This is a genomic window from Rugamonas sp. FW305-51 (assembly GCF_058786935.1).
In genome coordinates this window covers 1-23,415 of record NZ_JBYSZG010000052.1, presented here as the reverse complement: position 1 = coordinate 23,415, position 23,415 = coordinate 1, and the positions used below count along the sequence as shown (strand labels likewise).

Genomic DNA, 23,415 nt, shown 5'->3' with positions numbered 1-23,415 from the left:
GCTTACCAGCCGATCGGGGTGCCGTCGTAGTTGCGGTAGACCGCGTGATCCGCATGCGGCAGGCCGGCCAGCGTGCGGCGGATGCCGGCCGCGCTGTCTTCCACCGCCAGGTCGGCGTCGGCGCCGCCCATGTCGGTGCGCACCCAGCCCGGATGCAGGGCCACGCAGGTGGCGCCCTGGACGCCGAACTGGATGGACGTGTCGATCAGCACGGAGTTGAGGGCGGCCTTGCTGGCCCGGTACAGCGTGCCGCTGGCGTTGTCGCGCTCGGACAGGGAACCCATGTGCGAGGACATCACGGCCAGCTTGCCCCGCGCCGCGCACACCAGCGGCGCGACGATGGGCAGCAGGCGCATGGCGGCCAGCACGTTGGTGTGCATCACGGTGTCGAAGTCCGATTGCAGGGGGAAGCCATCGTGGCGCGGGCCGTACACGCCGGCGTTGAGGATGGCCACTTCCAGCTGTTCGCCGTCCAGCCGCCAGCCGAGGGCGGCGCACGCTTCCACGTTGGTCACGTCCAGCGGGTGGGCTTCGGCGCCCAGGTCGGCCAGCAGCTGGCAGTCTGGCTCCTGGCGGGCGGTGGCGATCACGCGCCAGCCATCGGCCAGGTACTGGCGCGTCAGTTCGTGGCCGATGCCGCGCGAGGCACCGATGATAAGTGCGGTGGGCATGAGATACCTTTACGCCAGTTCGATCGCCATCGCCGTCGCCTCGCCGCCGCCGATGCACAGGGCGGCCACGCCGCGCTTGCCGCCGGTGCGCTTGAGGGCGCCGATCAGGGTGACCAGGATGCGGGCGCCGGAGGCGCCGATCGGGTGGCCCAGGGCGCAGGCGCCGCCGTGCACGTTGATCTTGTCGTGCGGGATCTCCAGGTCGTGCATGGCGGCCATGGCCACGGCGGCGAACGCTTCGTTGATCTCGAACAGGTCCACATCCTTGGTGCTCCAGCCCACCTTGGCGTACAGCTTCTGCACGGCGCCGATGGGGGCGGTGGCGAACAGGTCGGGCGCCTGGGCGTGGGTGGCGTGGCCGTGCACGGTGGCGATGGGGGCCAGGCCCAGCTTCTTGGCCGTGGAGGCGCGCATCATCACCAGCGCGGCGGCGCCGTCGTTGATGGAGGAGGACGAGGCGGCCGTGATGGTGCCATCCTTCTTGAAGGCGGGACGCAGGGCGGGGATCTTGTCGAGCTTGGCCTTGAGCGGGCCTTCATCCTGGTCGATCACGGTGTCGCCGCCGCGGCCGGACACGGTCACGGGCGCCATTTCCCACTTGAAGTAGCCTTCCGCCGTGGCCAGCTGGGCGCGCTTGACGGACGCGATGGCGAACGCATCCTGCGCCTCGCGCGTGAACTGGTACTTGGCCGCGCACTCTTCCGCGAAGGTGCCCATGGAGCGGCCTTCGCCCGTCTTCTCGTTGCGCGAGTAGGCGTCTTCCAGGCCGTCGTACATCATGTGGTCGAACAGCATGCCGTGGCCGATGCGGTAGCCGCCGCGGGCCTTGGGCACCAGATACGGCGCGTTGGTCATCGATTCCATGCCGCCGGCCACCACCACCTCGGCGCTGCCGGCCACCAGCTGGTCGTGGGCGAAGATGGCCGCCTGCATGGCCGAGCCGCACATCTTGGACAGGGTGACGGCGCCGGTCGAGGTCGGCAGGCCGCCCTTCAGCAGGGCCTGGCGGGCCGGCGCCTGGCCCTGGCCGGCCATCAGGCAGTTGCCGAAATAAACGTGCTCGACCAGCTTGGGATCGACGCCGGCGCGCTCGACGGCGGCCGCGATGGCCACGCCGCCCAGGTCGTTGGCGCTCTTGCTCGAGAAGTCGCCCTGGAAGGCGCCCATGGGGGTGCGGGCGGCACCGACGATAACGATAGGATCATTCATTTTCTAGAGTCTCCATAAAGGGGGGCGGCGTGACCGCCGGGGGGGTGGTGAGGTGCTGATGGCAAAAACGGATGTGCTGCGGATAGGGGAACACGTCTTCCACGTAACCATCCGCGATGCGCTGCTTGCGCGCTTGCCAGTACTCCTGCGTGAGCAGGTCGGCGTGGTGTTTCATGAAGTACTTGCGGATCTTGGCGTTCCCGAGCAGGAAGTGGCCGAACTGTTCGGGGAACACGTCGTGCCTGCCGATCGGGTACCACGGTTCGGAGGCCATTTCCTCCTCCTCCGTGCGCGCCGGCGGGATCACGCGGAAATTGCAGTCGGTGATGTATTCGATTTCGTCGTAATCGTAGAACACGACGCGCTGGTGGCGGGTCACGCCGAAGTTCTTGTACAGCATGTCGCCGGGGAAGATGTTGGCCGTCACCAGTTCCTTGATGGCGTTGCCGTATTCCAGGATGCCGTGTTCGATCTGGCTGTCGTCGCCATCCTTTTCCGCGTTGCTGAGCCAGATGTTGAGCGGCACCATGCGCCGTTCGATGTACAGGTGCTTGATGATGATCTGTTCCTTGTCCTCCTCCACCAGCGACGGCGCGAAGTGCTTGAGTTCGGCGATCAGCTCTTCCGTGAAGCGGTGGCGGGGGAAGGCCACGTTCGAATATTCGAGCGTGTCGGCCATGCGGCCCACGCGGTCGTGATTCTTCACCAGCAGGTATTTTTCCTTGATCAGGGCGCGCGTGGTGTCCTTGGGCGCCGGGAAGAAATCCTTGATGACCTTGAACACATAGGGGAAGGACGGCAGCGCGAACACCAGCATCACCAGGCCGCGGATACCGGGTGCGATCTCGAACTGGTCCGACGAATGCTTGAGGTGCTGCAGGTAGTCGCGGTAGAACAGCGTCTTGCCCTGCTTCTGCAGGCCGAGGATGGTGTAGATCTCGCTGCGCGGCTTGCGCGGCATCAGGCTGCGCAGGAATTGCACATAGGCCGACGGCACTTCCATGTCGACCAGGAAGTAGGCGCGCGTAAACGAGAACAGCACCGTGATCTGCTCCAGGTCGAACAGCACGGTGTCGAGTATCAGTTCGCCGTTGCGGTTGTGCAGGATGGGCACGATGAACGGGAATTCCTTGTTGCCGTTGATGCCCTTGCCCACGATGTAGGCGCCCTTGTTGCGGAAAAACAGGCTCGACAGCACCTGGATCTGGTGGTTGGGCTCCATGCGGATGGTGCCGAACAGCTGGCGCAGCCGGGCTTCCACCAGGTCGACGTCGCGGTCCAGGTTGGCGAACTTCGCGTCCAGCTGGAAATTGGTGATGATGCGCCGCAGCGCCACATGCAGGCCGTCCTTGCCAGGGTAATAGACCCGGTAAGTGGGCGACAGCTCTTCCGTCTCGATGTATTCGGTCGACACGACGGGCCGCACGAAGATGAAATCGTTGTGGAAATAAGTGCGGTGCAGGATGTTGCAGCAGACGGAATTGAAGAACGTTTCGGCCAGTTCCGGCTGCTTGTGGTCCGACAGCATGCCGATGAAGTGCAGCTTCAGTTCGCGCCACACTTCGTCCGTCAGCTCGGCCGGGTCGTATTCATCTTCCAGCATCTGCACGCATTCGTGCACGCGCTGGTCGTAAAAGCCGATGCGGGCGCGCGCGGCCTGCTGGGCCTCGCGCCACGCGCCCCGTTCGAAATGCTGCCTGGCTTGCTGACTGGTCTGGCGAAACAGCCGGTAGTGCTTGTCGAAACCGTCGCGGATGGTGCGCGCGATATCGAAGGCAATCTGGGAAGACAGCAGTTTGGGAAAGGCAGCTTGGGTCATCGTCCTACTCGCGGTTGGGCTGGTGAGTGAGCGCCGTTCCCGCGCGGGAACGGCGTACGGACCGCCCCAGCCCGAGTGAACTGTCACGCTCGAATCGGTAGTGCCTGCCGCGCCGGCGCCGCGCATGGCCGCGTTGCAAATGCTCGCGATAGCCCGCTATCGCTGCGCTTTGCGCCTTGCCCTGTGCGCCACCGGCACGTCCTTCACTCCCGATTCTACCGTGACAGTCCACTACATGGTCTCTGCGAACAGTTCGCGACCGATCAGCATGCGGCGGATTTCGCTGGTACCGGCGCCGATCTCGTACAGTTTGGCGTCGCGCCACAGGCGGCCCACCGGATACTCGTTGATGTAACCGTTGCCGCCCAGGGTCTGGATGGCCTCGCCGGCCATCCAGGTGGCTTTTTCCGCGCTGTACAGAATGGCCCCCGCCGCGTCCTTGCGCAGCTGGCGGACCGCTTCCGGGGTTGTGGCCCGGTCGCAAGCCTGACCGACGGCGTACACATATGCCTTGCACGCCATCATGGTCGAGTACATATCGGCTATCTTACCTTGCATCAGCTGGAATTCGCCGATGGGCTGGCCGAATTGCTTGCGATCGTGGATGTAGGGCACCACGTTGTCCATGCAAGCCTGCATGATGCCCAGCGGGCCGCCGGACAACACGGTGCGTTCGAAGTCCAGGCCCGACATCAGCACGTTGACGCCCTTGCCCAGGCCGCCCAGCACGTTCTCGGCCGGCACTTCGCAGTTCTCGAACACCAGTTCGCCCGTGTGCGAGCCGCGCATGCCCAGCTTGTCGAGCTTTTGCGCCACGGAGAAGCCCTTGAAATCCTTTTCGATCAGGAAGGCCGTCATGCCGCGCGGGCCCGCTTCCAGGTCGTTCTTGGCGTACACCACCAGTACGTCGGCGTCGGGGCCGTTGGTGATCCACATCTTGGTGCCGTTCAGTACCCAGCGGTCGCCCTTGAACTCGGCCCGCAGCTTCATGCTCACCACGTCGGAGCCGGCGTTCGGCTCGGACATGGCCAGCGCGCCCACGTATTCGCCGGAAATGAGCTTGGGCAGGTATTTGCGCTTCTGCTCTTCGGTGCCGTTGCGCTTGATCTGGTTCACGCACAGGTTGGAATGGGCGCCGTAGGACAGGCCGACCGAGGCCGAGGCGCGCGAGATTTCTTCCATCGCCACGATGTGGGCCAGGTAGCCCATGTTGGCGCCGCCGTATTCCTCGCCGACGGTGATGCCCAGCACGCCCAGCTCGCCCATCTTGCGCCACAGGTCCATGGGGAACTGGTCGTTGCGGTCGATGTCGGCGGCGCGCGGGGCGATTTCGGCGGCGGCGAACTGTTGCACGGCTTCGCGCAGGGCGGCGATGTCTTCGCCATGGTCAAAGGTCAGGCCGGGGAGATGGAGCATGTCATCCTCTATTGTCGTGTGGGTGGTGGTGGGACAATGATACGCTTGTGTGACGTTAACGTAAACGTCAAGTGAAACAGGCAAGGCCGCCCATGCGGCCCCTGGCGCCGCCTATGGGACGGCGCCCTGCTGCTCGTCGGCCAGGGCCGCCAGCAGGCGTTTGCATTCGTCTTCATGGGCCGTCAGCTCGGCCAATGCCATTTCCAGGTCTTCGCGCTGCTGTTCCAGCGTTTCCCGGTGCTGCGACAGCACGTTGAGGAAGCGGTGCATCTGGGCCGCCGTGTCCTTGGGCGATTCATACATGTCGACCAGGCTCTTGATTTCGGACAGGGCCAGGCCCAGGCGCTTGCCGCGCAGGGTCAGCTTGAGCCGGGTGCGGTCGCGCGGCGTGTAGACGCGGTTGCGCCCGCCCGCGCCTTCGCGCGAGGGGCTCAGCAGGCCCTGGTCTTCATAAAAGCGGATGGCGCGCGCCGTCACGTCGAATTCGCGGGCCAGTTCGGTAATAGTATAGGTCGGCATTGTTGGGCTTGCGGTAAAGTGGCGGAATCCGGATGACGGGGGGGCAGGTGCCGTTTACAATCGGTGCTCTGCTTCCGTTTACGTCAACGTCAATCACATTGTAGCGCGCCTGCCGGGAAAGATCGCCATGAATCCACTTGAATCGCAACTGCAGTATCCGCTGGGCGACACCGTGCCCGCCGTCGGCACCACCGTCCCCGTGGCGGACGGCGTGGCCTGGCTGCGCATGCCGCTGCCGTTCGCGCTCGACCACATCAACCTGTGGCTGCTCGACGACAGCGACGGCGAGACGGGCGCGCCCGGCTGGACCGTGGTCGATTGCGGCGTGGCCACGGACGCCACCCGCGCCGGCTGGGAAGCCCTGTTCGCCGGTCCCATGGCCGGCCGGCCGCTGCAGCGGGTACTGGCCACCCATTGCCATCCCGACCACATCGGCCTGGCCGACTGGCTGGGGCGGCGCTGGCAGGCGCCGCTGTGGACCACGACCGGCGAATATGCGTTCGCGCGCATGATGTCGGCCGCCCTGCCCGGCGTGGACGGCCCGGCCGCCTTGCCCCACTTCCAGCGCCACGGCCTGCGCGATCCGGACATGCTCGACAAGATGGCCAGCCGGCGCCAGTACTACCCGAGCCTGGTGCCGTCCGTGCCGGACAGCTACCGCCGCATCCAGGATGGCCAGCTGCTGGCGATCGGCGCCCACCAGTGGCAAGTGATCACCGGTTTCGGCCACGCGCCCGAGCATGCGTCGCTGTACTGCGCTGCCCTCAACGTGCTGATTTCGGGCGACATGGTGCTGCCGCGCATTTCCACCAACGTCTCCGTGTTCGCCGTCGAGCCGGAAGCGAACCCGCTGGGGTTGTATCTCGATTCGCTGGGCAAGTTCGCCGCCCTGCCGGACGACGTGCTGGTGCTGCCGTCGCACGGCAAGCCGTTCCGCGGCCTGCACACCCGCATCGCCCAGCTGCGCCAGCACCACGTGGAGCGGCTGGCCGAAGTGGTGGCCGCCTGCGCCGAGTGGCAGGCGGCGGCCGACATCGTGCCCATCATGTTCAAGCGGGCGCTGGACGCCCACCAGCTCAGCTTCGCGCTGGGCGAGGCGCTGGCCCACCTGCACAAACTGTGGCAGGACGGTATCGTGCGCCGCGAAACGGGGGCAGACGGCATCATAAGATTTCGGCTGCGCTGATCGGGCCGCAGGTCAGTTTGCATGTGGAAATAACATGGCCCCACTGGCCGGGGGCGGGTATAAATGTTATGGTATCAATCTTGCCATTTAACCTCCGTCCGTATCCCGCCTGGGCTGGTATTTTCACTGACCGTCACCAAATTTAGTTTGGCGGCGGTGTTGGTCATTGGCGGTGCGCATGTGAAATAGAATGTCAAACGTTAAATCCATTTATGTCACAATTAGTGTTTGCATCCAAGAGACTGACTTTCATGCGGCAACGTGAAATAGTGCAATTATGAATTCTTCCAATGAACGCGAAAGCTTTAGCCAGCGCCTGCAACAGGCACTCAAAAATGCTCACTACTCTCCCGACAGTCCCACCCGCCTGGCACGGGAGTTCAACATCCGTTTCGATGGCCGTCCGATCACGGTCCACGCGGCGCGCAAGTGGCTGGTAGGCGAGGCGATACCGACCCAGGAAAAGTTGCGCATGATTGCGCAATGGCTGGGCGTGCCCGCGGAATGGCTGCGCTTTGGCGGACCGGAGGCCGGCGCCCCGGCCGGCGAGGGCGGCAATGGCTTGTCGCGCTTTGAATCGGCCGACGTCAAGCTGATCGCCGATTTGCAACGGCTCGATGAACATCACCGCCAGATCGCGCGTGAATTTATCCGCATGCTGGTGCGCGTCAATTACCAAAAGTAACAAAATGCTATTAATTGTCCTGAACAAAACAGGACGCAGGCTGGCCGCATTTTCCGCATAAATTTAAGCTCTCTTAAATTCCCTCCGACTTTTATTTGGTCTTTTGCTACCCGGCAAAACTCTACCCGTCCGCGGCGGCCCACGCCGTTTGCGCCCTGTCATGTGGACGATACGCACGGGGTGCACAATGGCGGACGGGCCATTTCTTTTTTGCAATGACTCGCTTCTTTACAGCGCAGATGCCAATAGTGGCTCATAATTGGGTTAGTTTTCGCGTCGCAGCAGTTTTCACCACGGAGTCGAGCCTTTGAGCCGCCATATGAAAAGTAATTACAGCAACGTCGCACAGTTGAAGGACCTGATGACCGTGCCGCCCATGACGGCGGCCCAGCATGCGGAAGTGATGCGCAAGCGCATCGCGCAGCGCCGCAAGGTGGAAGAAGCCAGGGAATTGAAACAAGCTTGCGGCGCCCAGTTCGAGAAACGCTAGCCGCGAGTTGCGCCGGGGCCGGCAAGGTCCGGGCTGTTGAGCAGAATGTGTTGCCATCGCTGCGACCCTGCGGCAGGCGGGGGCCAGTGCCGCCCGAGCGATAGTGTGCTGCGGGGGCCATCGGGCCGGCGGCCAGCTTCAGGTGCAGGGGCGCAAGCGGCGCGGAATCGGCCGTGCGGCCGGTGTCAGCCGTCCGTCGCGGGCTTGAGGCCGTTCCAGCGGGGCGCCAGCGTGTGGGCGATGCCGAACAGGTCGATGACGCGGGCCACCGTATGGTCGACCATCTCGTCTATGCTTTGGGGCCGGTGGTAGAAGCTGGGCAGGGGCGGGAACACGATGCCGCCCATTTCCGTCACGGCCGTCATATTGCGCAGGTGGGCCAGGTTGAACGGCGTCTCGCGCACCATCAGCACCAGCCGGCGGCGCTCCTTGAGCACCACGTCGGCCGCGCGCGCGATCAGATTGTCGGACAGGCCATGGGCCACGGCGGCCAGCGTCTTCATCGAACACGGCGCGATCACCATGCCGTCGGACTGGAACGAACCGCTGGCGATGGACGCGCCGACGTCGCGCGTCTTGTGCACCACGTCGGCCAGCGCCTCGACGGCGCGGCGCGTCATGCCCGTTTCCTGCTGCAGGGTCAGCACGGCGGCGTCGGACACGATCACATGGGTCTCGACGCCGGGCATGGCCTGCAAGTGCTGCAGCAGCCGCACCCCATACACGGCGCCGGTGGCGCCCGTGATGGCGATGACGAGCCGCTGCGGACGATCAGGCATCCAGCAGGGCTTTCAGTTCGCCCGACTCATACATTTCGTTCATGATGTCGGAACCGCCGATGAATTCACCCTTGATGTAGAGCTGGGGAATGGTAGGCCAGTTCGAGTATTCCTTGATGCCCTGGCGCACTTCAGGATCGTCCAGCACGTTCACGGTGGCGATGTTTTCCACGCCGCAAGCTTTCAGGATCTGGATGGCGCGGCCGGAAAAGCCGCACTGCGGGAACTGGGCCGTGCCCTTCATGAACAGCACCACGGGGGTGCTGGTCACCGTCTCTTTGATCCAGGTTTGTACGTCGCTCATAGCTGCCTCAAGGTAAATAAAATAAAGATGCCTGTATTTTATAAGAAAACGGCGGGGCCGGTACATTTGGGTGTTGGCCGCAACCATCTTCCTTGCATCTTGGCTGTCATGGCAACAATGGCCGGCGCGACCACGTCACGGATGGCGGCGCCGCCCTTGGCGCTGATCGGGTGGGCTTGGGCTGGCGTTGCCTTTTCTGCATAATATTAAAAATAGATAAATATTTCTTAATTTATAGCTTAGAATTTCCAGGTGCTTGCGCAGACGTATGCGAGCAGGTCCGGCGCTGATCGTCAGGTGCGCCCCCTTTCCCTTTCCTTATATCTTTCCCTCATGAAAATTTCGATCCCTCAATCACTGGTCGCAGCCGCCACGGTGGTGTTCGCGATGACAGGCCATGCCGAAGAAACCAAGTCCGCATTCGATTTGGGTGCCATGATCAAGAATAGTTTCAACAAGGCCTTGAGCAAGAATGGCATCGGCGCCAAGGAAGGTGAGCAGGGAAATGCGGGCGCGTCCGCCAGTTATCAGAAATTGACGGATACCAAACTCAAGGATATTTTGAAGGCCTATCCGGTCAAGGACGATATGAATCCGCCCGCGTTTCCAAAGTTGGCCATTCGTATTACCGGCTACGCCAAGACGCTGGATCAGTGGTCAAATCGGACCAACACGCCAAACGAATGCGTAAACTACAACGTGACCCTGTGGACCAGCGAGCGCAAGAGCGAAAAGTTTGACAATCTGCGCATGTGTGCCACCGATCTGGCCTACAACATCAGTTTTGTCAGTGTGCGCAGTCCGTGGCCGGCAAAAATGAATTACAACAAGAGTTCCGGACAGGTGCGCGACGACGGTCCGGTGGCGCCGTCCAAGCCGTATCCTAACGATCCGGTGGCCCGCAGCTTCATGGCTGGCGGCGGCGTGTTTTACATCGGTTCCATGTTTGTCCAGATGGGCTACGACTGGGATTATCCTCACGACACCATGCGCGTGTGGGTGTCCGGCGTTTCCAACACTGGCGATGGCAACGTCTCGGCCGCCAATCATGCCGGCGCGGCAGTCATGACGACCACCGCGCAGCCGCCGGCGGAGACGGGCGCCCAAGGGGCGGCTGGCGCCTATCCTGTCGCGGGCGTCTACGATGCTTCCGACCGCAATTTTGAACGCACTTTCACCGTGTCGGCGGACGGGAAGTTTGAACTGGTGGTGCAGCAAAAAGGCAAGGCCGGCAATCTGCGTTCCGGCATCGGCGAAGGCCAGTTGGCCGAAGGGCCAGGCGGCTGGCAGTTCAATGCCGGCAACTGCAAAATGACAGTACGGCGCGGCAGTGGCAGCGTGCAATTGCATGCCGAACGTTGTTCCGGTGACTGGGGCGATGTGCCCTACGATGGCCGCTATCAGTTCAAGGCGACGCCGTCTGAAGCGCAGGATGCAGGCAAAGGCACAGGCAAGGTTGCGGCCAATGGGGGGGCGGCTGAAATGGTGCAGGCTGGCAATCTACCGACCCGCAAGGAGCTGAAAGACAATTGGGATGCCGTGTCCACTGCCACGTTATCGGGCAAGGCCTTGACCGTGTTGACCAAGCGTGCGGCGTCCCTGGAAGGCAGTCCCTATTCCCATACGGATGCCGCCGTGTTTGTGATCGACAATCCGGTCCACGGCAACCTGAATGCGTCCGAATTGGCAAAGTCGCCACTGAAAGTGGTTGATATTCCTTTGCCTCCGCGCGCGCCCAACCAAGGCTACGCGATCCAGGGAAACTGCTCGCAAGGCAAGAACAAGAATGTGGTGTTAATCCAGATTGCCAACGAAACCCCATATGGCACCGCTCCGAAGCCCGTCAGCGCATGGGTGCTCGATGCCAATCAACAGGCGGTCCAGGTGAATCCCGCCAAGTCCGTCAAATGTCCGGTTGTTGAAACAGACGTTTGAATCTCACTCTCTTGACCAGTTAGTGATGGCGCGCCGGCGGCAGCGTAGTGTATCGCGACGCCTCCCCGGCCGAAGCCGGGCAGGCGCCGGGCGGGCTTAGTTGTCGCAGCCCAGGTCGTGCAGGCGGTCATAGGCCGCCTTGGCCTGTACCAGGCCGTAGCCGAAGTACGGGTCGCGGCCCGGCGCGCCGAGGTCGAGCGCGGTCTTGTCCAGCGTGCTGCGGATCTGGCTGACGCTGCAACTTGGGAAGTAGCTCCACACCAGTGCCGCCACCGCCGACACGTGCGGCGTCGCCATCGAGGTGCCGTTGAACAGCGCGTAGTTGGTGGCCGTCACCTGCATCGTGGCCGGCTGGCCCAGCTGCGCCTTCAGGCTCGCGCCGTCCGTGTCGGACACGCCCACCGAAGGAATATTGGTCACCGTGCCGCCGAGGGTGCCGTTCAGGGCGCCCGCCACATTGTTATAGACCACGGCGCCCACGCCGCCGCTGGCCTGGCAGTTGCTGACCTTGGTCGCGAAGGAGATCGTACCGCGCTTGATCAGGCACACCTTGCCGGCCATGGCCGCATCGGTCGCCGTGCCCAGCCCGAAGTCGGCCAGCGGCGCGGTGACCGTGGCCACCGGCGAGCCATCCATGGCGCCGGCTTCGTAGCTGGCCGCCCCTACCGTCAGCGCGGCGTTGCGGCCGCTGCCCATCGGCACGGTCGACAGCACTTGCACGCCCGGCGCGGCCAGTTCGACCTTGGGAGTGTATTGGGAAAAACCGGCGATCTGCCTGTTCTGGTCGAGCGCGGCGACCGACACCACGCTGGCATAGCCGGCCGGGTAGGACTGGACGTCGTTGCCGTCGTTGCCGGCGGCGGCGATCGACAGCACCCCGCGCTTGGCCAGGCCGTCGAACGCACGCTCCTCCGCGATGCTGCGGTCGCCGCCACCGAGCGACATGCTGATGACGTTGGCGCCCGCCGCGCCGCACTTGTTGGCGGCCCCGATCAGGGTCGAAGTGTAGGCCCAGCCGTCGGCGCCGAATACCTTGACGATGTGCAGGTTCAGCTGGCGGCCCGGGTTGACCCCGACCACGCCGACGCCGGCATTGTCGATGGCGGCGATGGTGCCGGCCACGTGGGTGCCGTGGTGCAGCTCGTCTGTGTCCCAGGCGCCGGTGCCGGGGTTGGCATCGCCGCTGACCCGGTTGTCGTGCAGGTCTTCATGGGCCAGGTCGATGCCGGAGTCGATGATGCACAGCATGCGGTTGCCGGCGTAGGTATCGGGCAGCTGGTTGGCCTGTACCATGGCGATGCCATACGGTACCTGCTGGCCCAGCTGGTAGGGGTTGCCGGTGGATGGCGTGGACGCGCTGGTGGGTGTGCGTTTGCCATCCACTTCCACGAATTCGATATTGGGATTGTTGCGCAGGCCGGCCAGGGCCTTGGTCGGGATCTCGGCGGCCGTGGCGTTGATTTCGGCCAGGTCCAGCACCGGCTGGCCATGGGCGGCGGCGATGGCCGCCTTGCCGTTGGCGCTGGCGCCTTGCTTGAAGCCGACGATGACCCGTGTGTTGTCCGCCGTGGCCGCGCTGGCAAGGGGTGCCAGCGCAGCGACGCCGGCCGCCAGCGTACCGATGAGGACGCGTGCGCGGAGATTGCTCTTCTTATTATCGAACATGATTTAGCCCTGGAAATGAATGGATAGATTGTTGCTACCGATACACCAGAAACGCGACGGCCGCGCTTAGCGGCCATCGAAAACCGATGCTAGGGGCGTTCCGGGGCGGGGTCAATCATATTAATTCGATATTGTGCATGATTGGCGAATAAACCACATAAACCGTTGCCGCGCAAGCAACAACGCCGGCCCGCGAGGGCCGGCGTTGCGCGCGCGGGGCCGGCTGCTAGCCGCGCAGCTTGGCGAAGGCGGCCGCCATGCTGCCGCTCGGGGCTTCCGTGCGGGCCGCCTGCTTCTGGTGCTGGCCCAGGCTCTTGCGGTCGTTGCGGTCGGCCCGCTGCTGCGGGTTGGCGCCGGGCTGGGGCGCGCTGTCGGTCAGGCGCATGGTGAGGGCGATGCGCTTGCGCTTCTCGTCCACTTCCAGCACTTTCACCTTCACCACCTGGCCCGCCTTGACCACCGCGTGCGGGTCCTTGACGTAGCTGTTGGAGAGGGCCGAAATGTGGACCAGGCCGTCCTGGTGCACGCCGATGTCGACGAAGGCGCCGAAGGCGGCCACGTTGGTCACTACCCCTTCCAGTATCATGTCCGGACGCAGGTCGCGGATTTCCTCCACCCCTTCCTTGAAGGTGGCGGTGCTGAATTCCGGACGCGGGTCGCGGCCCGGCTTTTCCAGTTCCTTCAGGATGTCGGTCACGGTGGGTACGCCGAACTTGTCGTCGGCATATTTTGCCGGGCTCAGGGTCTTGATCAGGGACGTTTCGCCGATCACGGCGCGGATATCCTTCTTGATATCGCCCAGGATCTTTTCCACCAGCGGATACGATTCCGGGTGCACGGCCGAGGCGTCCAGCGGGTTTTCGCCGCCCATCACGCGCAGGAAGCCGGCCGCCTGTTCGAACGTCTTGTCGCCCAGGCGCGGCACGGCTTTCAGGGCCGCGCGCGACGGGAAGGCGCCCTTCAGGTCGCGGTAGGTGACGATGGACTGGGCCACCGAGGCCGACAGGCCCGACACGCGCGCCAGCAGCGGCGCCGAGGCCGTGTTGACGTCCACCCCCACCGCGTTCACGCAGTCTTCCACCACGGCGTCGAGCGAGCGGGCCAGCTGGGTTTGCGATACGTCATGCTGGTACTGGCCCACGCCGATCGACTTGGGGTCGATCTTGACCAGTTCGGCCAGCGGATCCTGCAGGCGGCGGGCGATGGAGACGGCGCCGCGCAGCGACACGTCCATGTCGGGCAGCTCGCGCGAGGCGAATTCGGAGGCCGAGTAGACCGAGGCGCCCGCCTCGGACACGACGATCTTGGTCAGCTTCTGCTCCGGATGGCGCTTGATCAGGTCCTGGGCCAGCTTGTCCGTCTCGCGCGAGCCGGTGCCGTTGCCGATCGAGATCAGCGACACATTGTGCTGGGCGGCCAGCCGGCCCAGCGTGTGCAGCGAACCTTCCCAGTCGTTCTTGGGCTGATGCGGGTAGATGACGGCCGTGTCCACCACCTTGCCGGTGGCGTCCACCACGGCCACCTTGACGCCCGTGCGCAGGCCCGGGTCCAGGCCCATGGTGGCGCGCTGGCCGGCCGGGGCGGCCAGCAGCAGCGCCTTCAGGTTGGTGGCGAAGATGTTGATGGCATCCTGCTCCGAGCGTTCGCGCAGGGCGCCCATCAGTTCCGTTTCCAGGTGCATGAAGCTCTTCACGCGCCAGGTCCAGCGCGCCGTGTCGGCCAGCCACTTGTCGGCCGGCCGGCCGGCCTGCTTGATGCCGAAGCGGGCCGCGATCCGGCTTTCGCACGGGTTGTGGGGGGCGTCCCACTTCGGTTTTTCCGCTTCCGTGTCCAGCCGCAGGGTCACGTCCAGCATGCCTTCGCGGCGGCCACGCAACAGTGCCAGGGCCCGGTGCGAGGGCACGGTGCCCAGGGTTTCCGAATAATCGAAGTAATCGGCGAATTTTTCGCCTTCTTCTTGCTTTCCTTCAATGACTTTCGATTCCACTACGCCATGATCGAGCACGTATTCGCGCAGCGATTGCAGCAGCGTGGCGTCCTCGGCGAAGCGTTCCATCAGGATCTGGCGCGCGCCGTCGAGGGCGGCCTTGATGTCGGCCACGCCGGGATTGTTGCCGTCGGCCGTGGTGAACGGTTCGCGCAGGAACTTGTTGGCTTCCATTTCAGGAGTCAGTTCCGGGTTGGCCAGCAGGCCGTCGGCCAGCGGCGCCAGGCCCGCCTCGATGGCGATCTGGGCCTTGGTGCGGCGTTTTTGTTTATACGGCAGATACAAGTCTTCCAGCCGGGTCTTGTCTTCCGCGTGCATGACGGCATCTAATAACTCAGGCGTCATCTTGTTCTGCTCGGTGATCGAGGCGACGATGGCGGCGCGGCGTTCTTCCAGCTCGCGCAGGTAGCGCAGCCGCTCTTCCAGCAGGCGCAACTGGATATCGTCCAGTCCGCCTGTGGCTTCCTTGCGGTAGCGGGCGATGAAGGGCACGGTGGCACCTTCGTCCAGCAGGGCGATGGCGGCGGCGACCTGGACGGGCTTGGCGGCCAGTTCCAGGGCAAGACGGTGTTCGATGGAAGGCAACATGAGGGGTGGTTCCTAAGCGGTCAAGCTCGGAATGATACGCAATCGGGGCGATTGCGCCAGTCTTGACAGCCCAATAGGACTATGCACCGGCCCCCGCGCCGTTCAGCTTGCTGAAGATTACGCAAACACGAAGCCGCGTATGGCGGATAATATTGCCTGTTGCCGTTTTTGAACCATCGTAGACCAACAATGCGCCCTATGGATTTTACCCGCGATGACGCCACCGATGCCCCAGCCGTTCCGGCACGCCCCGCGCCGCCCGCGACCCAATTGTCGTACGCTGTCGCCACCTGGCTGCAGCGGGTGGATGCGGCTGCGCATCCGAAGGCCAAGCTGACCCCGGTCGCGGCCGATGCCGATCCCAAGCAAACCCAGTTCCGGCTGATCTACGTGATGGCGCCCACCAGCGGCGGCCGCCACGTGGCCCTGTGCCTGTACAAGGCGCGGCTGCGGGCCAACGGCGACGTGGCCGCGGCCAGTCCCGTGAGCGAAGTGTTTTCGCTGCTGTCGACCCCGCCGACCTTCCTCGCCCCCGGCGACGAGGACTTGATTCGTTTCTTCGTGGCCATGCGCAGCGGCGCCGCGTCCCAGACGGGCAGCGCCACCGAGCCGCGCGGCAAGATCGGCGCGGCCCTGCTGCAAATGCTGTCCGAGCAGGAGAAATTGCTGTGGGCTAACTCCTGGGCCGACGTCGGCAACGGCCTGGTGTACCCGCTCAAGGCCGGACCGTTGCGTCCGGCCAACCTCGTGTGGCGCGAGGAAGGCAAGGGCTTGCGCCTGGGCTGGCAGGTCGAGGCGCCCGAGGGCGCGCGCCACCATGGCGCCGACCAGATCGACTACATGCTGCCGACCGACCCGCCGTGGTATATCGACAACCTGTCGTGCGGCGTGCTGCAGCTGAACCAGGGCGGCGCCGCCATCCCGCTGGCCGAATTGCAGGCGCTGGTGGCCCAGGCGCCGTTGCTGACGGCCAACGACAAGGTGCGCGTGTCGCAGCTGCTGCTGGCGCACGGCTTGCAGCAGCTGATGCCGCTGCCCCAGCCCCTGCCCCAGCGCCTGCGCGAGGATGTGCGGCCCCGTCCCGTGTTGCTGCTGGACGCGGCCATGCTGGCCGACGGCAGCCTGCAGCGCTGGCACGACTTCGCCGTGTTGTCCTACGATTACGACGGCGAACGGGTCTCGTTCGACCCGTCCCAGCGCGTGGTGCGCCAGCGTGGCGACGTGACGGAAATCATCCAGCGCGACACGGCGGCCGAGACGGCCGCGCTGGAAGTGTTGCAGACCATGGGTTTCCGCAAGCCGACGGCCTTGCCGCTGAGCAGCGTGAAGGGCGGCCAGCTGCTGCCCGGCCAGGCCGACTGGATACGCTTTGCCGACGACGGCCTGGCCGCGCTCCAGGCCCAGGGCTGGAAAGTGGAAAAGAGCCCGCGCTACCGCTACGACATGACGGCCGTGGAAGACTGGTATGCCGATGTGGAACTGGACAGCGCCGACGGCGGCCACGCCTGGTTCGAGCTGGAACTGGGCATCGTCGTCAACCAGCAGCGGGTGCCGCTGCTGCCGGTGCTGGTGCAGCTGATCCGCAACGCGCCGCTCGATTTCAACCCGAAAACCATGGCCGGTTACGCGGCCCATGACCAGATGCTGGCCACTTTGCCCGACGGCAGCCGGGTGGCCCTGCCGTGGGGCAGGGTCCAGCCCATCCTCAACACGCTGGGCGAGTTGTATTTCAGCGACAAGATCAAGCAGTCGCTGCGCATGGCCACGCTGGACGCGGCCCGGCTCGACGAGCTGGCCCGCAACGTGGAATTGCGCTGGACGGGCGGCGAGGAATTGCGCCAGATGGGCGCGCGCCTGAACCAGTTCGGCGCCGTCAAGCGGGTGGCCACCCCGGCCGGCCTGCAGGCGACGCTGCGCGACTACCAGGCGGACGGCCTGGCGTGGATGCAGTTCCTGCGTGAATACGGCCTGGCCGGCATCCTGGCCGACGACATGGGCCTGGGCAAGACGGTGCAGACCCTGGCCCACATCCTGGTGGAAAAGGAGGCGGGCCGGCTGACGGCGCCCACCCTGGTAATCGCCCCCACCAGCCTGATGGGCAACTGGCAGGACGAGGCGGCCCGTTTCGCGCCCAGCCTGCGCGTGCTGCTGCTGCAAGGCAAGGACCGGATGGCCCAGTTCGACCAGATCGACCAGGCCGACCTGGTGCTGACCACCTACGCCCTGCTGCCGCGCGACGAAGAAAAGCTGCGCGAGCACGATTTCCACCTGGTCATCCTGGACGAATCGCACTACATCAAGAACACCCGCTCCAAGGCGGCCCAGAGCGCCGGCCTGCTGCGGGCCCGCCACCGGCTGTGCCTGTCGGGCACGCCGCTGGAAAACCACCTGGGCGAGCTGTGGTCGCAATTCCACTTCCTGCTGCCGGGCCTGCTGGGCGACGAGAAGAGCTTCAACAGCCTGTTCCGCCACCCCATCGAGCGCCAGGACGACCCGTTGCGGCGCACCCTGCTGAACCGCCGCATCAAGCCTTTCCTGCTGCGCCGTACCAAGGACAGCGTGGCCAAGGAATTGCCGCCCAAGACGGAAATGGTGCGCAAGGTGGAGCTGACGGGGCCCCAGCGCGACCTGTACGAGACGGTGCGGCTGGCCATGGACCAGAAGGTGCGCGACGAAATCGACCGCAAGGGCGTGGCGCGCAGCCAGATCGTGATCCTGGAAGCGCTGCTCAAGTTGCGCCAGGTGTGCTGCGACCCGCGCCTGGTCAAGTCGCTGCCGGCCAAGAAGCAGACGGCCGGCTCGGCCAAGCTGGCCGACCTGATGCAGATGGTGGAAGACTTGCTGGAAGAGGACCGCAAGATCCTCGTGTTCTCCCAGTTCACTTCCATGCTGGAACTGATCGAGCAGGAACTGGAGGCGCGCGACATCCCGTATGCCCTGCTGACGGGCGACACCAAGGACCGCGGCGCCCAGGTGGCCGCATTCCAGCAGGGGGCCGTGCCGATCTTCCTGATCAGCCTGAAGGCGGGCGGGGTGGGCCTGAACCTGACGGCGGCCGATACCGTGATCCATTACGATCCGTGGTGGAACCCGGCGGCGGAAAACCAGGCCACGGACCGGGCCTGGCGCATCGGCCAGGACAAGCCCGTGTTCGTCTACAAGCTGATCGCCAAGGGCACGCTGGAGGAAAAGATCCAGGTCTTGCAGCAGAAGAAGTCGGACCTGGCGCAATCGATCCTGGCCGAGGGCGAATCGCAGAAGATGGCCCTGACCCAGGAAGACTTGCAACAGATCTTCGCCCCGCTGGCCGATTAAGGCGCAGCGGGCTATACTGGTGCTTATTGTTTTATAAATGTAGTTTCATCCATGCAAACAGCTGAGGAACTCGAGGCACTCCAACTCGCACTGCGCCAGGCCCAAGTCAACGAGGCCCGTTACCGCCTGCTGCTTGAGCACAGCAGCGAAGTGAGCTGGATGGCCGACTGCGCCAGCGGCCGGCTGACCTACCTGAGCCCGGCGGCCGAGCGCCAGTTCGGCTACCGGCTCGACACGGTACAGCCGCTGGCGACCGCCCTGCTGGCCGATTTGCCGGCCCGGCTGGCCCGGCTGGCGGCCGGCGACGCCAGCCGCATGCATGTGCTGCGCCAGTGCGAGCAGCCCCATGCGGACGGCCGCCTGCTGCCGCTCGAGATCGAATCGACCGTGGTGCTGGGCGACGATGGCCGGCCCGCCACCCTGGTGGGCGTGGTGCGCGACTTGAGCGCGCGGCGCGAACTGGCCGAACAGCAAAAGAAATTCGCGTCCATGGTGTCGCATGAATTCCGCACCCCGCTGGCCACCATCGACGGCGCCATCCAGCGCCTGGAAATGACGGGCGGCCACCACGACGAAGCGACCCGCAAGCGCTACCGCAAGATCCAGACGGCCGTCGACCGCCTGCTGGCCATGCTCGACGATTACCTGTCGCCGGAGCGGCTGGCCAGCATCGGCCGGGTCCGCCAGCCCAATGAACTGTCGCCGCAGACCCTGCTGGAAACGGCCGCCGCCCAGGCCCGCGCCCGGCGCGCAGCCATCCGCGTCCACTGCAGCGGCCTGCCCCAATGGATACGGTGCGACCCGGATGGCTTGCGCCTGGCAGTAGAAGTCTTGCTCGACAATGCAATTAAGTACACAAAGCCCGATACCGCGATAGAATTGATAGGTAAAAAGGCAATGGAAGGCGGCATCGAATTGCTGGTGCGCGACCATGGGGCCGGTATCCCGGAGGCCGAGCTGGCGCACGTGTTCGACAAGTCCTTCCGCGGCAGCAACGCGGCCGGCATCCCCGGCTCGGGTTTGGGTTTGTATATGGCAAAAGCCGTGGTCGATGTGCAGGGCGGCACCGTGAGCATACGAAATGTTTCTGAAAGCGGCGCGGAATGTCGGATTTGGTTGCCGGCGCCGGCCGCCGCCGGGAAAAGCCTTGCACAAGGACTGGGCAGCAGTGATAATTCCCCGACGCAAGTTCACTCTGCCGCGGGGCAGAACTGAGCACGATTGCTCAATAATCGGACCGAATGGCGCATCAATGACGCAAATACTCATCGTGGAAGACAATCTGGACTATGCCGAGGAAATGGCAGAGTTCTTGACTGAGCTTGAACACGAAGTGCACATCACCAACAACGCCAGCGAGATGTGGTCCGCCCTCAGCCAGGGCAAGGTGGGCGTGGTGGTGCTGGACCTGGGCTTGCCCGATGAGGATGGCTTCAATGTAATTCCCCGCATGCGCCAGCTGTATCCGCAGATCGGTCTGCTGGTGCTGACGGGCCGGGTGGCCTTCGACAACCGCATCCTCGGCTTGCGCCTGGGGGCCGACCATTATCTGACCAAGCCCATCAAATTCCCCGAGCTGGCCGCCCACATCGAGGCGCTGGACCGGCGCGTGGGGCCGCAAGACCCGGTGCCCGTGCCCAGCAAGTGGACGCTGCGGGTGTCGGCCCGCCAGCTGGAACTGCAGGGCATGGCCATCACGCTGACGGAAAAGGAATGCAATTTCCTGCATCTGCTCACCATTAACACCCGGCCCGTGCCGCGGCAGGTGATCGTGGCCGGCATTGGCGGCGACGATCCCGACGCCGGCCGCCGGGTCGACATGCTGGTGTATCGTTTGCGCAAAAAGGCACGCACCGGCCTGGGCCAGGACCTGCCCCTGCGCAGCGCCTACGGCGAAGGTTACAGCCTGTCGGCCAGCTTTAACATTTCTTGACTTTTTCTCAATATTGCTCAGCAATTTTTTGTTGCTGGTGGGAATATGTGAGTTTTCTTCCGCTATCCATCACGTAGTATGAACTCTCCACGCACCATCTGACCGGATCGCCGGACCACGGATGGGCGCCTTGTCCATGTCTGGGGGGAGTTCGCAATGAAGATTTCCGACTTAAAGATTGGGGTACGGCTGGGCGGCGGTTTCGGCCTGGTGCTGCTGTTGATGATGGTCATGGCAGGGGCCGGCATCTGGCGCCTGCAGGAAGTGGGGCGGTTGACGGAGCAGATGGTGAGCGAGGCCATGCTCAAGGAACGCCTGACGGCCGAATGGCATAACCTGATCAGTATTTCCGGCATCCGCGTGATCGCGTTCGCCCGCAACTCGGACCAGGCCGAGTCGCCCACCGAGGCGCAGCAGGCGGCGGCCACCCGGAGCCGCGTCAACGCCATCCAGAAACAGCTGGAACCCATGCTCACCAGCAAGGAAGAACAAGCCCTGCTCGAGGCCGTGGCGGCCGTGCGCAAGGATTACGCGGCCACCCGCGACGCCGTGTTCAAACTCAAGAAGACGGACCAGGCGGCGACCCGCCAGCTGGTCGACAGCAAGCTCGAAGGCCAGTTCGCGGCCTACCTGAGCAATGTGGAAAAGATTGGCAGCTATGAGGCCGACGTGGGCCGGGCCCTGGCGGCCCAGGTGCAGCAGCAGTACCGCGACGGCCAGCGCTTCCTGCTGGCGCTGGTGGCCGGCGGCCTGGTGCTGGGCAGCTGGTTCGCCTACATGATCGCCATCTCCATCACGCGGCCGCTGCACAAGGCGGTGCAGGTGGCGCAGACGGTGGCGGCCGGCAACCTCAATAGCCGGATCGACGTGCGCAGCGGCGATGAGACGGGCATGTTGTTGCAGGCGCTGAAGGACATGAACGCCAGCCTGGTCAACATCGTCGGCCAGGTGCGGCAGGGCACGGACACCATCGCCACCGCTTCCGGCCAGATCGCCAGCGGCAACCTGGACCTGTCGGCCCGCACCGAGCAGCAGGCCAGCTCGCTGCAGCAGACGGCGTCCTCGATGGAGCAGCTGACGGCCACCGTCAAGCAGAACGGCGACAACTCGCGCCAGGCCCACTCGCTGGCCCTGTCGGCCTCGGAAGTGGCCGTCAAGGGCGGCACCGTGGTGGAGGAAGTGGTCGATACCATGGGCATGATCAATGCGTCGGCCCGCAAGATCGTCGACATCATCGCCGTCATCGACGGCATCGCGTTCCAGACCAACATCCTGGCCCTGAACGCGGCCGTGGAAGCGGCCCGGGCCGGCGAGCAGGGACGCGGCTTCGCCGTCGTCGCCTCCGAAGTGCGCAACCTGGCCCAGCGCAGCGCGGCGGCCGCCAAGGAAATCAAGCAATTGATCGGCGACTCGGTCGACAAGGTGGAGGCAGGCGCCCGCCTGGTGGACGAGGCCGGCAGCACGATGAAGGAAATCGTCATCAACGTGCGGCGCGTGACGGACATCATCGGCGACATCACGGCCGCCAGCACGGAGCAGACCTTGGGCATCGAACAGATCAACCGCGCCATCGCGCAGATGGACCAGGTGACCCAGCAGAACGCGGCCCTGGTGGAAGAGGCGGCGGCGGCGGCCGCGTCGCTGCAGGACCAGAGCACGGCCCTGGCCGAAGTGGTGAGCGTGTTCCAGCTGACGGGCCATGGGGCGCCGCGCGCCCTGCCTGCCACGCCCCGCCGCACGGCCCTGCCCGCCGTCCGTCCCGGCAAGCAACGGGCCGCGGCACCCGAGTGGGAAGAGTTCTGATTAAATAGGGACAGAGCCGGGCCGATTTTCCATTGCGGAAAAATAATCGGGGACAGAGTGGTGCGGAGCGGGTAAGATAGCGACTTGATCCGCCCTCGCTGGCCCCACTTTTCCCTGATTTTGCCATGGCCCGACTGCCCCGCCTCATCATTCCCACCCAGCCGCACCACGTCATCCAGCGTGGCAACAACGGTCAGCCCGTGTTCCAGGACACGGCCGACTACCTGGCCTTCCTTGGCTGGCTGCGCACGGCCGCCCGCAACTACAAGGTCGCCATCCACGCCTATGTGCTCATGCCCAACCACGTGCATTTGCTGGTCACGCCGTCCGACGCGGACGGCCTGGGCCACATGATGCAGTGGATAGGCCGTTACTACGTGCCCTATTTCAACCAGAAATACGGCCGCAGCGGCACCCTGTGGAATGGCCGCTACAAGACTTCCGTGGTGGACGCCGACCAATTCTTCCTGCAATGCAGCCGCTACATCGAGTTCAACCCGGTGCGGGCCGGGCTGGCGGCGGGGGCGGGCGACTATCCCTGGTCCAGCTACGCCCACCATGCGGGCCTGCAGGTGGACGCCCTGATCACCGACCATCCGCAGTACTGGGCGCTGGGCAACACGCCATTCCAGCGCGAGGCGGCCTACATCGCGCTCGGCGAGACGGCGCTGACGGCGGCCCAGGTCGACACCATCAACCGGGCCGTGCTCAAGGGCTGGCCGCTGGGCTCGGACCAGTACAAGCTTGCGCTGGAACACAAGATGAAGCGCCAGGTCCTGCCCGCCAAGCGGGGCCGGCCGTTCAAGAAGCCGACCACCACGGACGACGTACCGGCTGGTGCGCCTGATGCCTCCAGCGCGCCGCTCCCGGCCTAAAACGCGTCATCCCACGGAAAAAATGGGGACGTACCCCATTTTTCGAGAAATGGGGTACGTCCCCATTTTTTGACCTGCCGGCAGGCAGCTCCAATGCCTGTAACCGCCAATCGGCCAATCAAAAAGGGGGACGTAACACGGTTTGAGAATTCGCAAATTGTGTTACCGTGAAAGCTCGGTACTGCAGGCGTATGCCTACTCACCTCGCGGTATGGCGAGTGTGATCGTACCGCCAG

The 23,415-nt window shown here is 64.5% G+C and carries 18 protein-coding genes; 9 read left to right on the top strand and 9 right to left on the bottom strand.

Annotation, left to right across the window (positions count from 1 at the left end):
* Positions 1–2: 2 nt before the first annotated feature.
* The 5 genes from AC3WOS_RS24665 to AC3WOS_RS24645 all read right to left on the bottom strand — a co-directional run bounded on the left by AC3WOS_RS24665 (position 3) and on the right by AC3WOS_RS24645 (position 5,634).
* On the bottom strand, positions 3–671 hold the full coding sequence (locus tag AC3WOS_RS24665) for an SDR family oxidoreductase (RefSeq protein WP_492719458.1): 669 nt from the start codon (positions 669–671) through the stop codon (positions 3–5).
* A gap of 9 nt (positions 672–680) precedes the next feature.
* A complete protein-coding gene (locus AC3WOS_RS24660; RefSeq protein ID WP_492719456.1) occupies positions 681–1,880 on the bottom strand; it encodes an acetyl-CoA C-acyltransferase in 1,200 nt (399 codons plus the stop codon).
* The gene (gene aceK, locus AC3WOS_RS24655; protein ID WP_492719454.1) at positions 1,873–3,699 is read right to left on the bottom strand and encodes a bifunctional isocitrate dehydrogenase kinase/phosphatase; all 1,827 of its coding nucleotides are present in this window, start codon (positions 3,697–3,699) and stop codon (positions 1,873–1,875) included. The genes AC3WOS_RS24660 and aceK overlap by 8 nt, the downstream gene beginning before the upstream one ends.
* A gap of 231 nt (positions 3,700–3,930) precedes the next feature.
* A complete protein-coding gene (locus tag AC3WOS_RS24650; RefSeq protein WP_492719452.1) occupies positions 3,931–5,115 on the bottom strand; it encodes an isovaleryl-CoA dehydrogenase in 1,185 nt (394 codons plus the stop codon).
* A 111-nt stretch (positions 5,116–5,226) separates the two neighbouring features.
* Positions 5,227–5,634: a MerR family transcriptional regulator gene (locus AC3WOS_RS24645; RefSeq protein WP_492719450.1), complete on the bottom strand. Its 408-nt coding sequence runs from the start codon at positions 5,632–5,634 to the stop codon at positions 5,227–5,229.
* 127 nt (positions 5,635–5,761) lie between these two features.
* Here AC3WOS_RS24645 and AC3WOS_RS24640 point away from each other — a divergent pair, with 127 nt between their 5' ends.
* The 3 genes from AC3WOS_RS24640 to AC3WOS_RS24630 all read left to right on the top strand — a co-directional run bounded on the left by AC3WOS_RS24640 (position 5,762) and on the right by AC3WOS_RS24630 (position 7,995).
* Complete coding sequence (locus tag AC3WOS_RS24640; protein WP_492719448.1) at positions 5,762–6,820, top strand: MBL fold metallo-hydrolase; 1,059 nt, start codon at positions 5,762–5,764, stop codon at positions 6,818–6,820.
* A gap of 277 nt (positions 6,821–7,097) precedes the next feature.
* A complete protein-coding gene (locus AC3WOS_RS24635; RefSeq protein ID WP_182151733.1) occupies positions 7,098–7,505 on the top strand; it encodes a hypothetical protein in 408 nt (135 codons plus the stop codon).
* Between the two features lie 319 nt (positions 7,506–7,824).
* Positions 7,825–7,995: a hypothetical protein gene (locus AC3WOS_RS24630; RefSeq protein WP_492719447.1), complete on the top strand. Its 171-nt coding sequence runs from the start codon at positions 7,825–7,827 to the stop codon at positions 7,993–7,995.
* Between the two features lie 185 nt (positions 7,996–8,180).
* On the opposite strand, the gene AC3WOS_RS24625 is transcribed toward AC3WOS_RS24630, so the two are convergent.
* Together AC3WOS_RS24625 and grxD are read right to left on the bottom strand one after the other, a co-directional pair.
* The gene (locus tag AC3WOS_RS24625) at positions 8,181–8,774 is read right to left on the bottom strand and encodes a UbiX family flavin prenyltransferase (protein ID WP_492719445.1); all 594 of its coding nucleotides are present in this window, start codon (positions 8,772–8,774) and stop codon (positions 8,181–8,183) included.
* Positions 8,767–9,078: a Grx4 family monothiol glutaredoxin gene (gene grxD / locus AC3WOS_RS24620; protein WP_492719444.1), complete on the bottom strand. Its 312-nt coding sequence runs from the start codon at positions 9,076–9,078 to the stop codon at positions 8,767–8,769. Before grxD ends, AC3WOS_RS24625 begins: the two co-directional genes overlap by 8 nt.
* A 333-nt stretch (positions 9,079–9,411) precedes the next feature.
* Between grxD and AC3WOS_RS24615 the strand changes: the two genes are divergently transcribed.
* Positions 9,412–11,013: a hypothetical protein gene (locus AC3WOS_RS24615; protein WP_492719443.1), complete on the top strand. Its 1,602-nt coding sequence runs from the start codon at positions 9,412–9,414 to the stop codon at positions 11,011–11,013.
* 96 nt (positions 11,014–11,109) lie between these two features.
* On the opposite strand, the gene AC3WOS_RS24610 is transcribed toward AC3WOS_RS24615, so the two are convergent.
* Together AC3WOS_RS24610 and AC3WOS_RS24605 are read right to left on the bottom strand one after the other, a co-directional pair.
* Positions 11,110–12,678 (bottom strand): S8 family serine peptidase, encoded by a 1,569-nt coding sequence (locus AC3WOS_RS24610; protein ID WP_492719441.1) that lies wholly within the window; start codon positions 12,676–12,678, stop codon positions 11,110–11,112.
* Positions 12,679–12,904: 226 nt separating this feature from the next.
* Positions 12,905–15,253: a Tex family protein gene (locus AC3WOS_RS24605; RefSeq protein ID WP_492719439.1), complete on the bottom strand. Its 2,349-nt coding sequence runs from the start codon at positions 15,251–15,253 to the stop codon at positions 12,905–12,907.
* Between the two features lie 198 nt (positions 15,254–15,451).
* Between AC3WOS_RS24605 and AC3WOS_RS24600 the strand changes: the two genes are divergently transcribed.
* The 5 genes from AC3WOS_RS24600 (at position 15,452) to AC3WOS_RS24580 (ending at position 23,179) form a co-directional block, all read left to right on the top strand.
* The gene (locus AC3WOS_RS24600) at positions 15,452–18,568 is read left to right on the top strand and encodes an SNF2-related protein (RefSeq protein WP_492719437.1); all 3,117 of its coding nucleotides are present in this window, start codon (positions 15,452–15,454) and stop codon (positions 18,566–18,568) included.
* Positions 18,569–18,619: 51 nt separating this feature from the next.
* Positions 18,620–19,783 carry a PAS domain-containing sensor histidine kinase gene (locus AC3WOS_RS24595; protein ID WP_492719435.1) on the top strand — a complete coding sequence of 388 codons (1,164 nt, stop codon included), beginning with the start codon at positions 18,620–18,622 and terminating at the stop codon, positions 19,781–19,783.
* Positions 19,784–19,820: 37 nt separating this feature from the next.
* The gene (locus AC3WOS_RS24590; RefSeq protein WP_492719434.1) at positions 19,821–20,501 is read left to right on the top strand and encodes a response regulator transcription factor; all 681 of its coding nucleotides are present in this window, start codon (positions 19,821–19,823) and stop codon (positions 20,499–20,501) included.
* Positions 20,502–20,657: 156 nt separating this feature from the next.
* Positions 20,658–22,304, top strand: a complete 1,647-nt coding sequence (locus tag AC3WOS_RS24585; protein ID WP_492719432.1) for a methyl-accepting chemotaxis protein — start codon at positions 20,658–20,660, stop codon at positions 22,302–22,304.
* Between the two features lie 125 nt (positions 22,305–22,429).
* The gene (locus AC3WOS_RS24580; RefSeq protein ID WP_492719430.1) at positions 22,430–23,179 is read left to right on the top strand and encodes a transposase; all 750 of its coding nucleotides are present in this window, start codon (positions 22,430–22,432) and stop codon (positions 23,177–23,179) included.
* Positions 23,180–23,415: the final 236 nt, after the last annotated feature.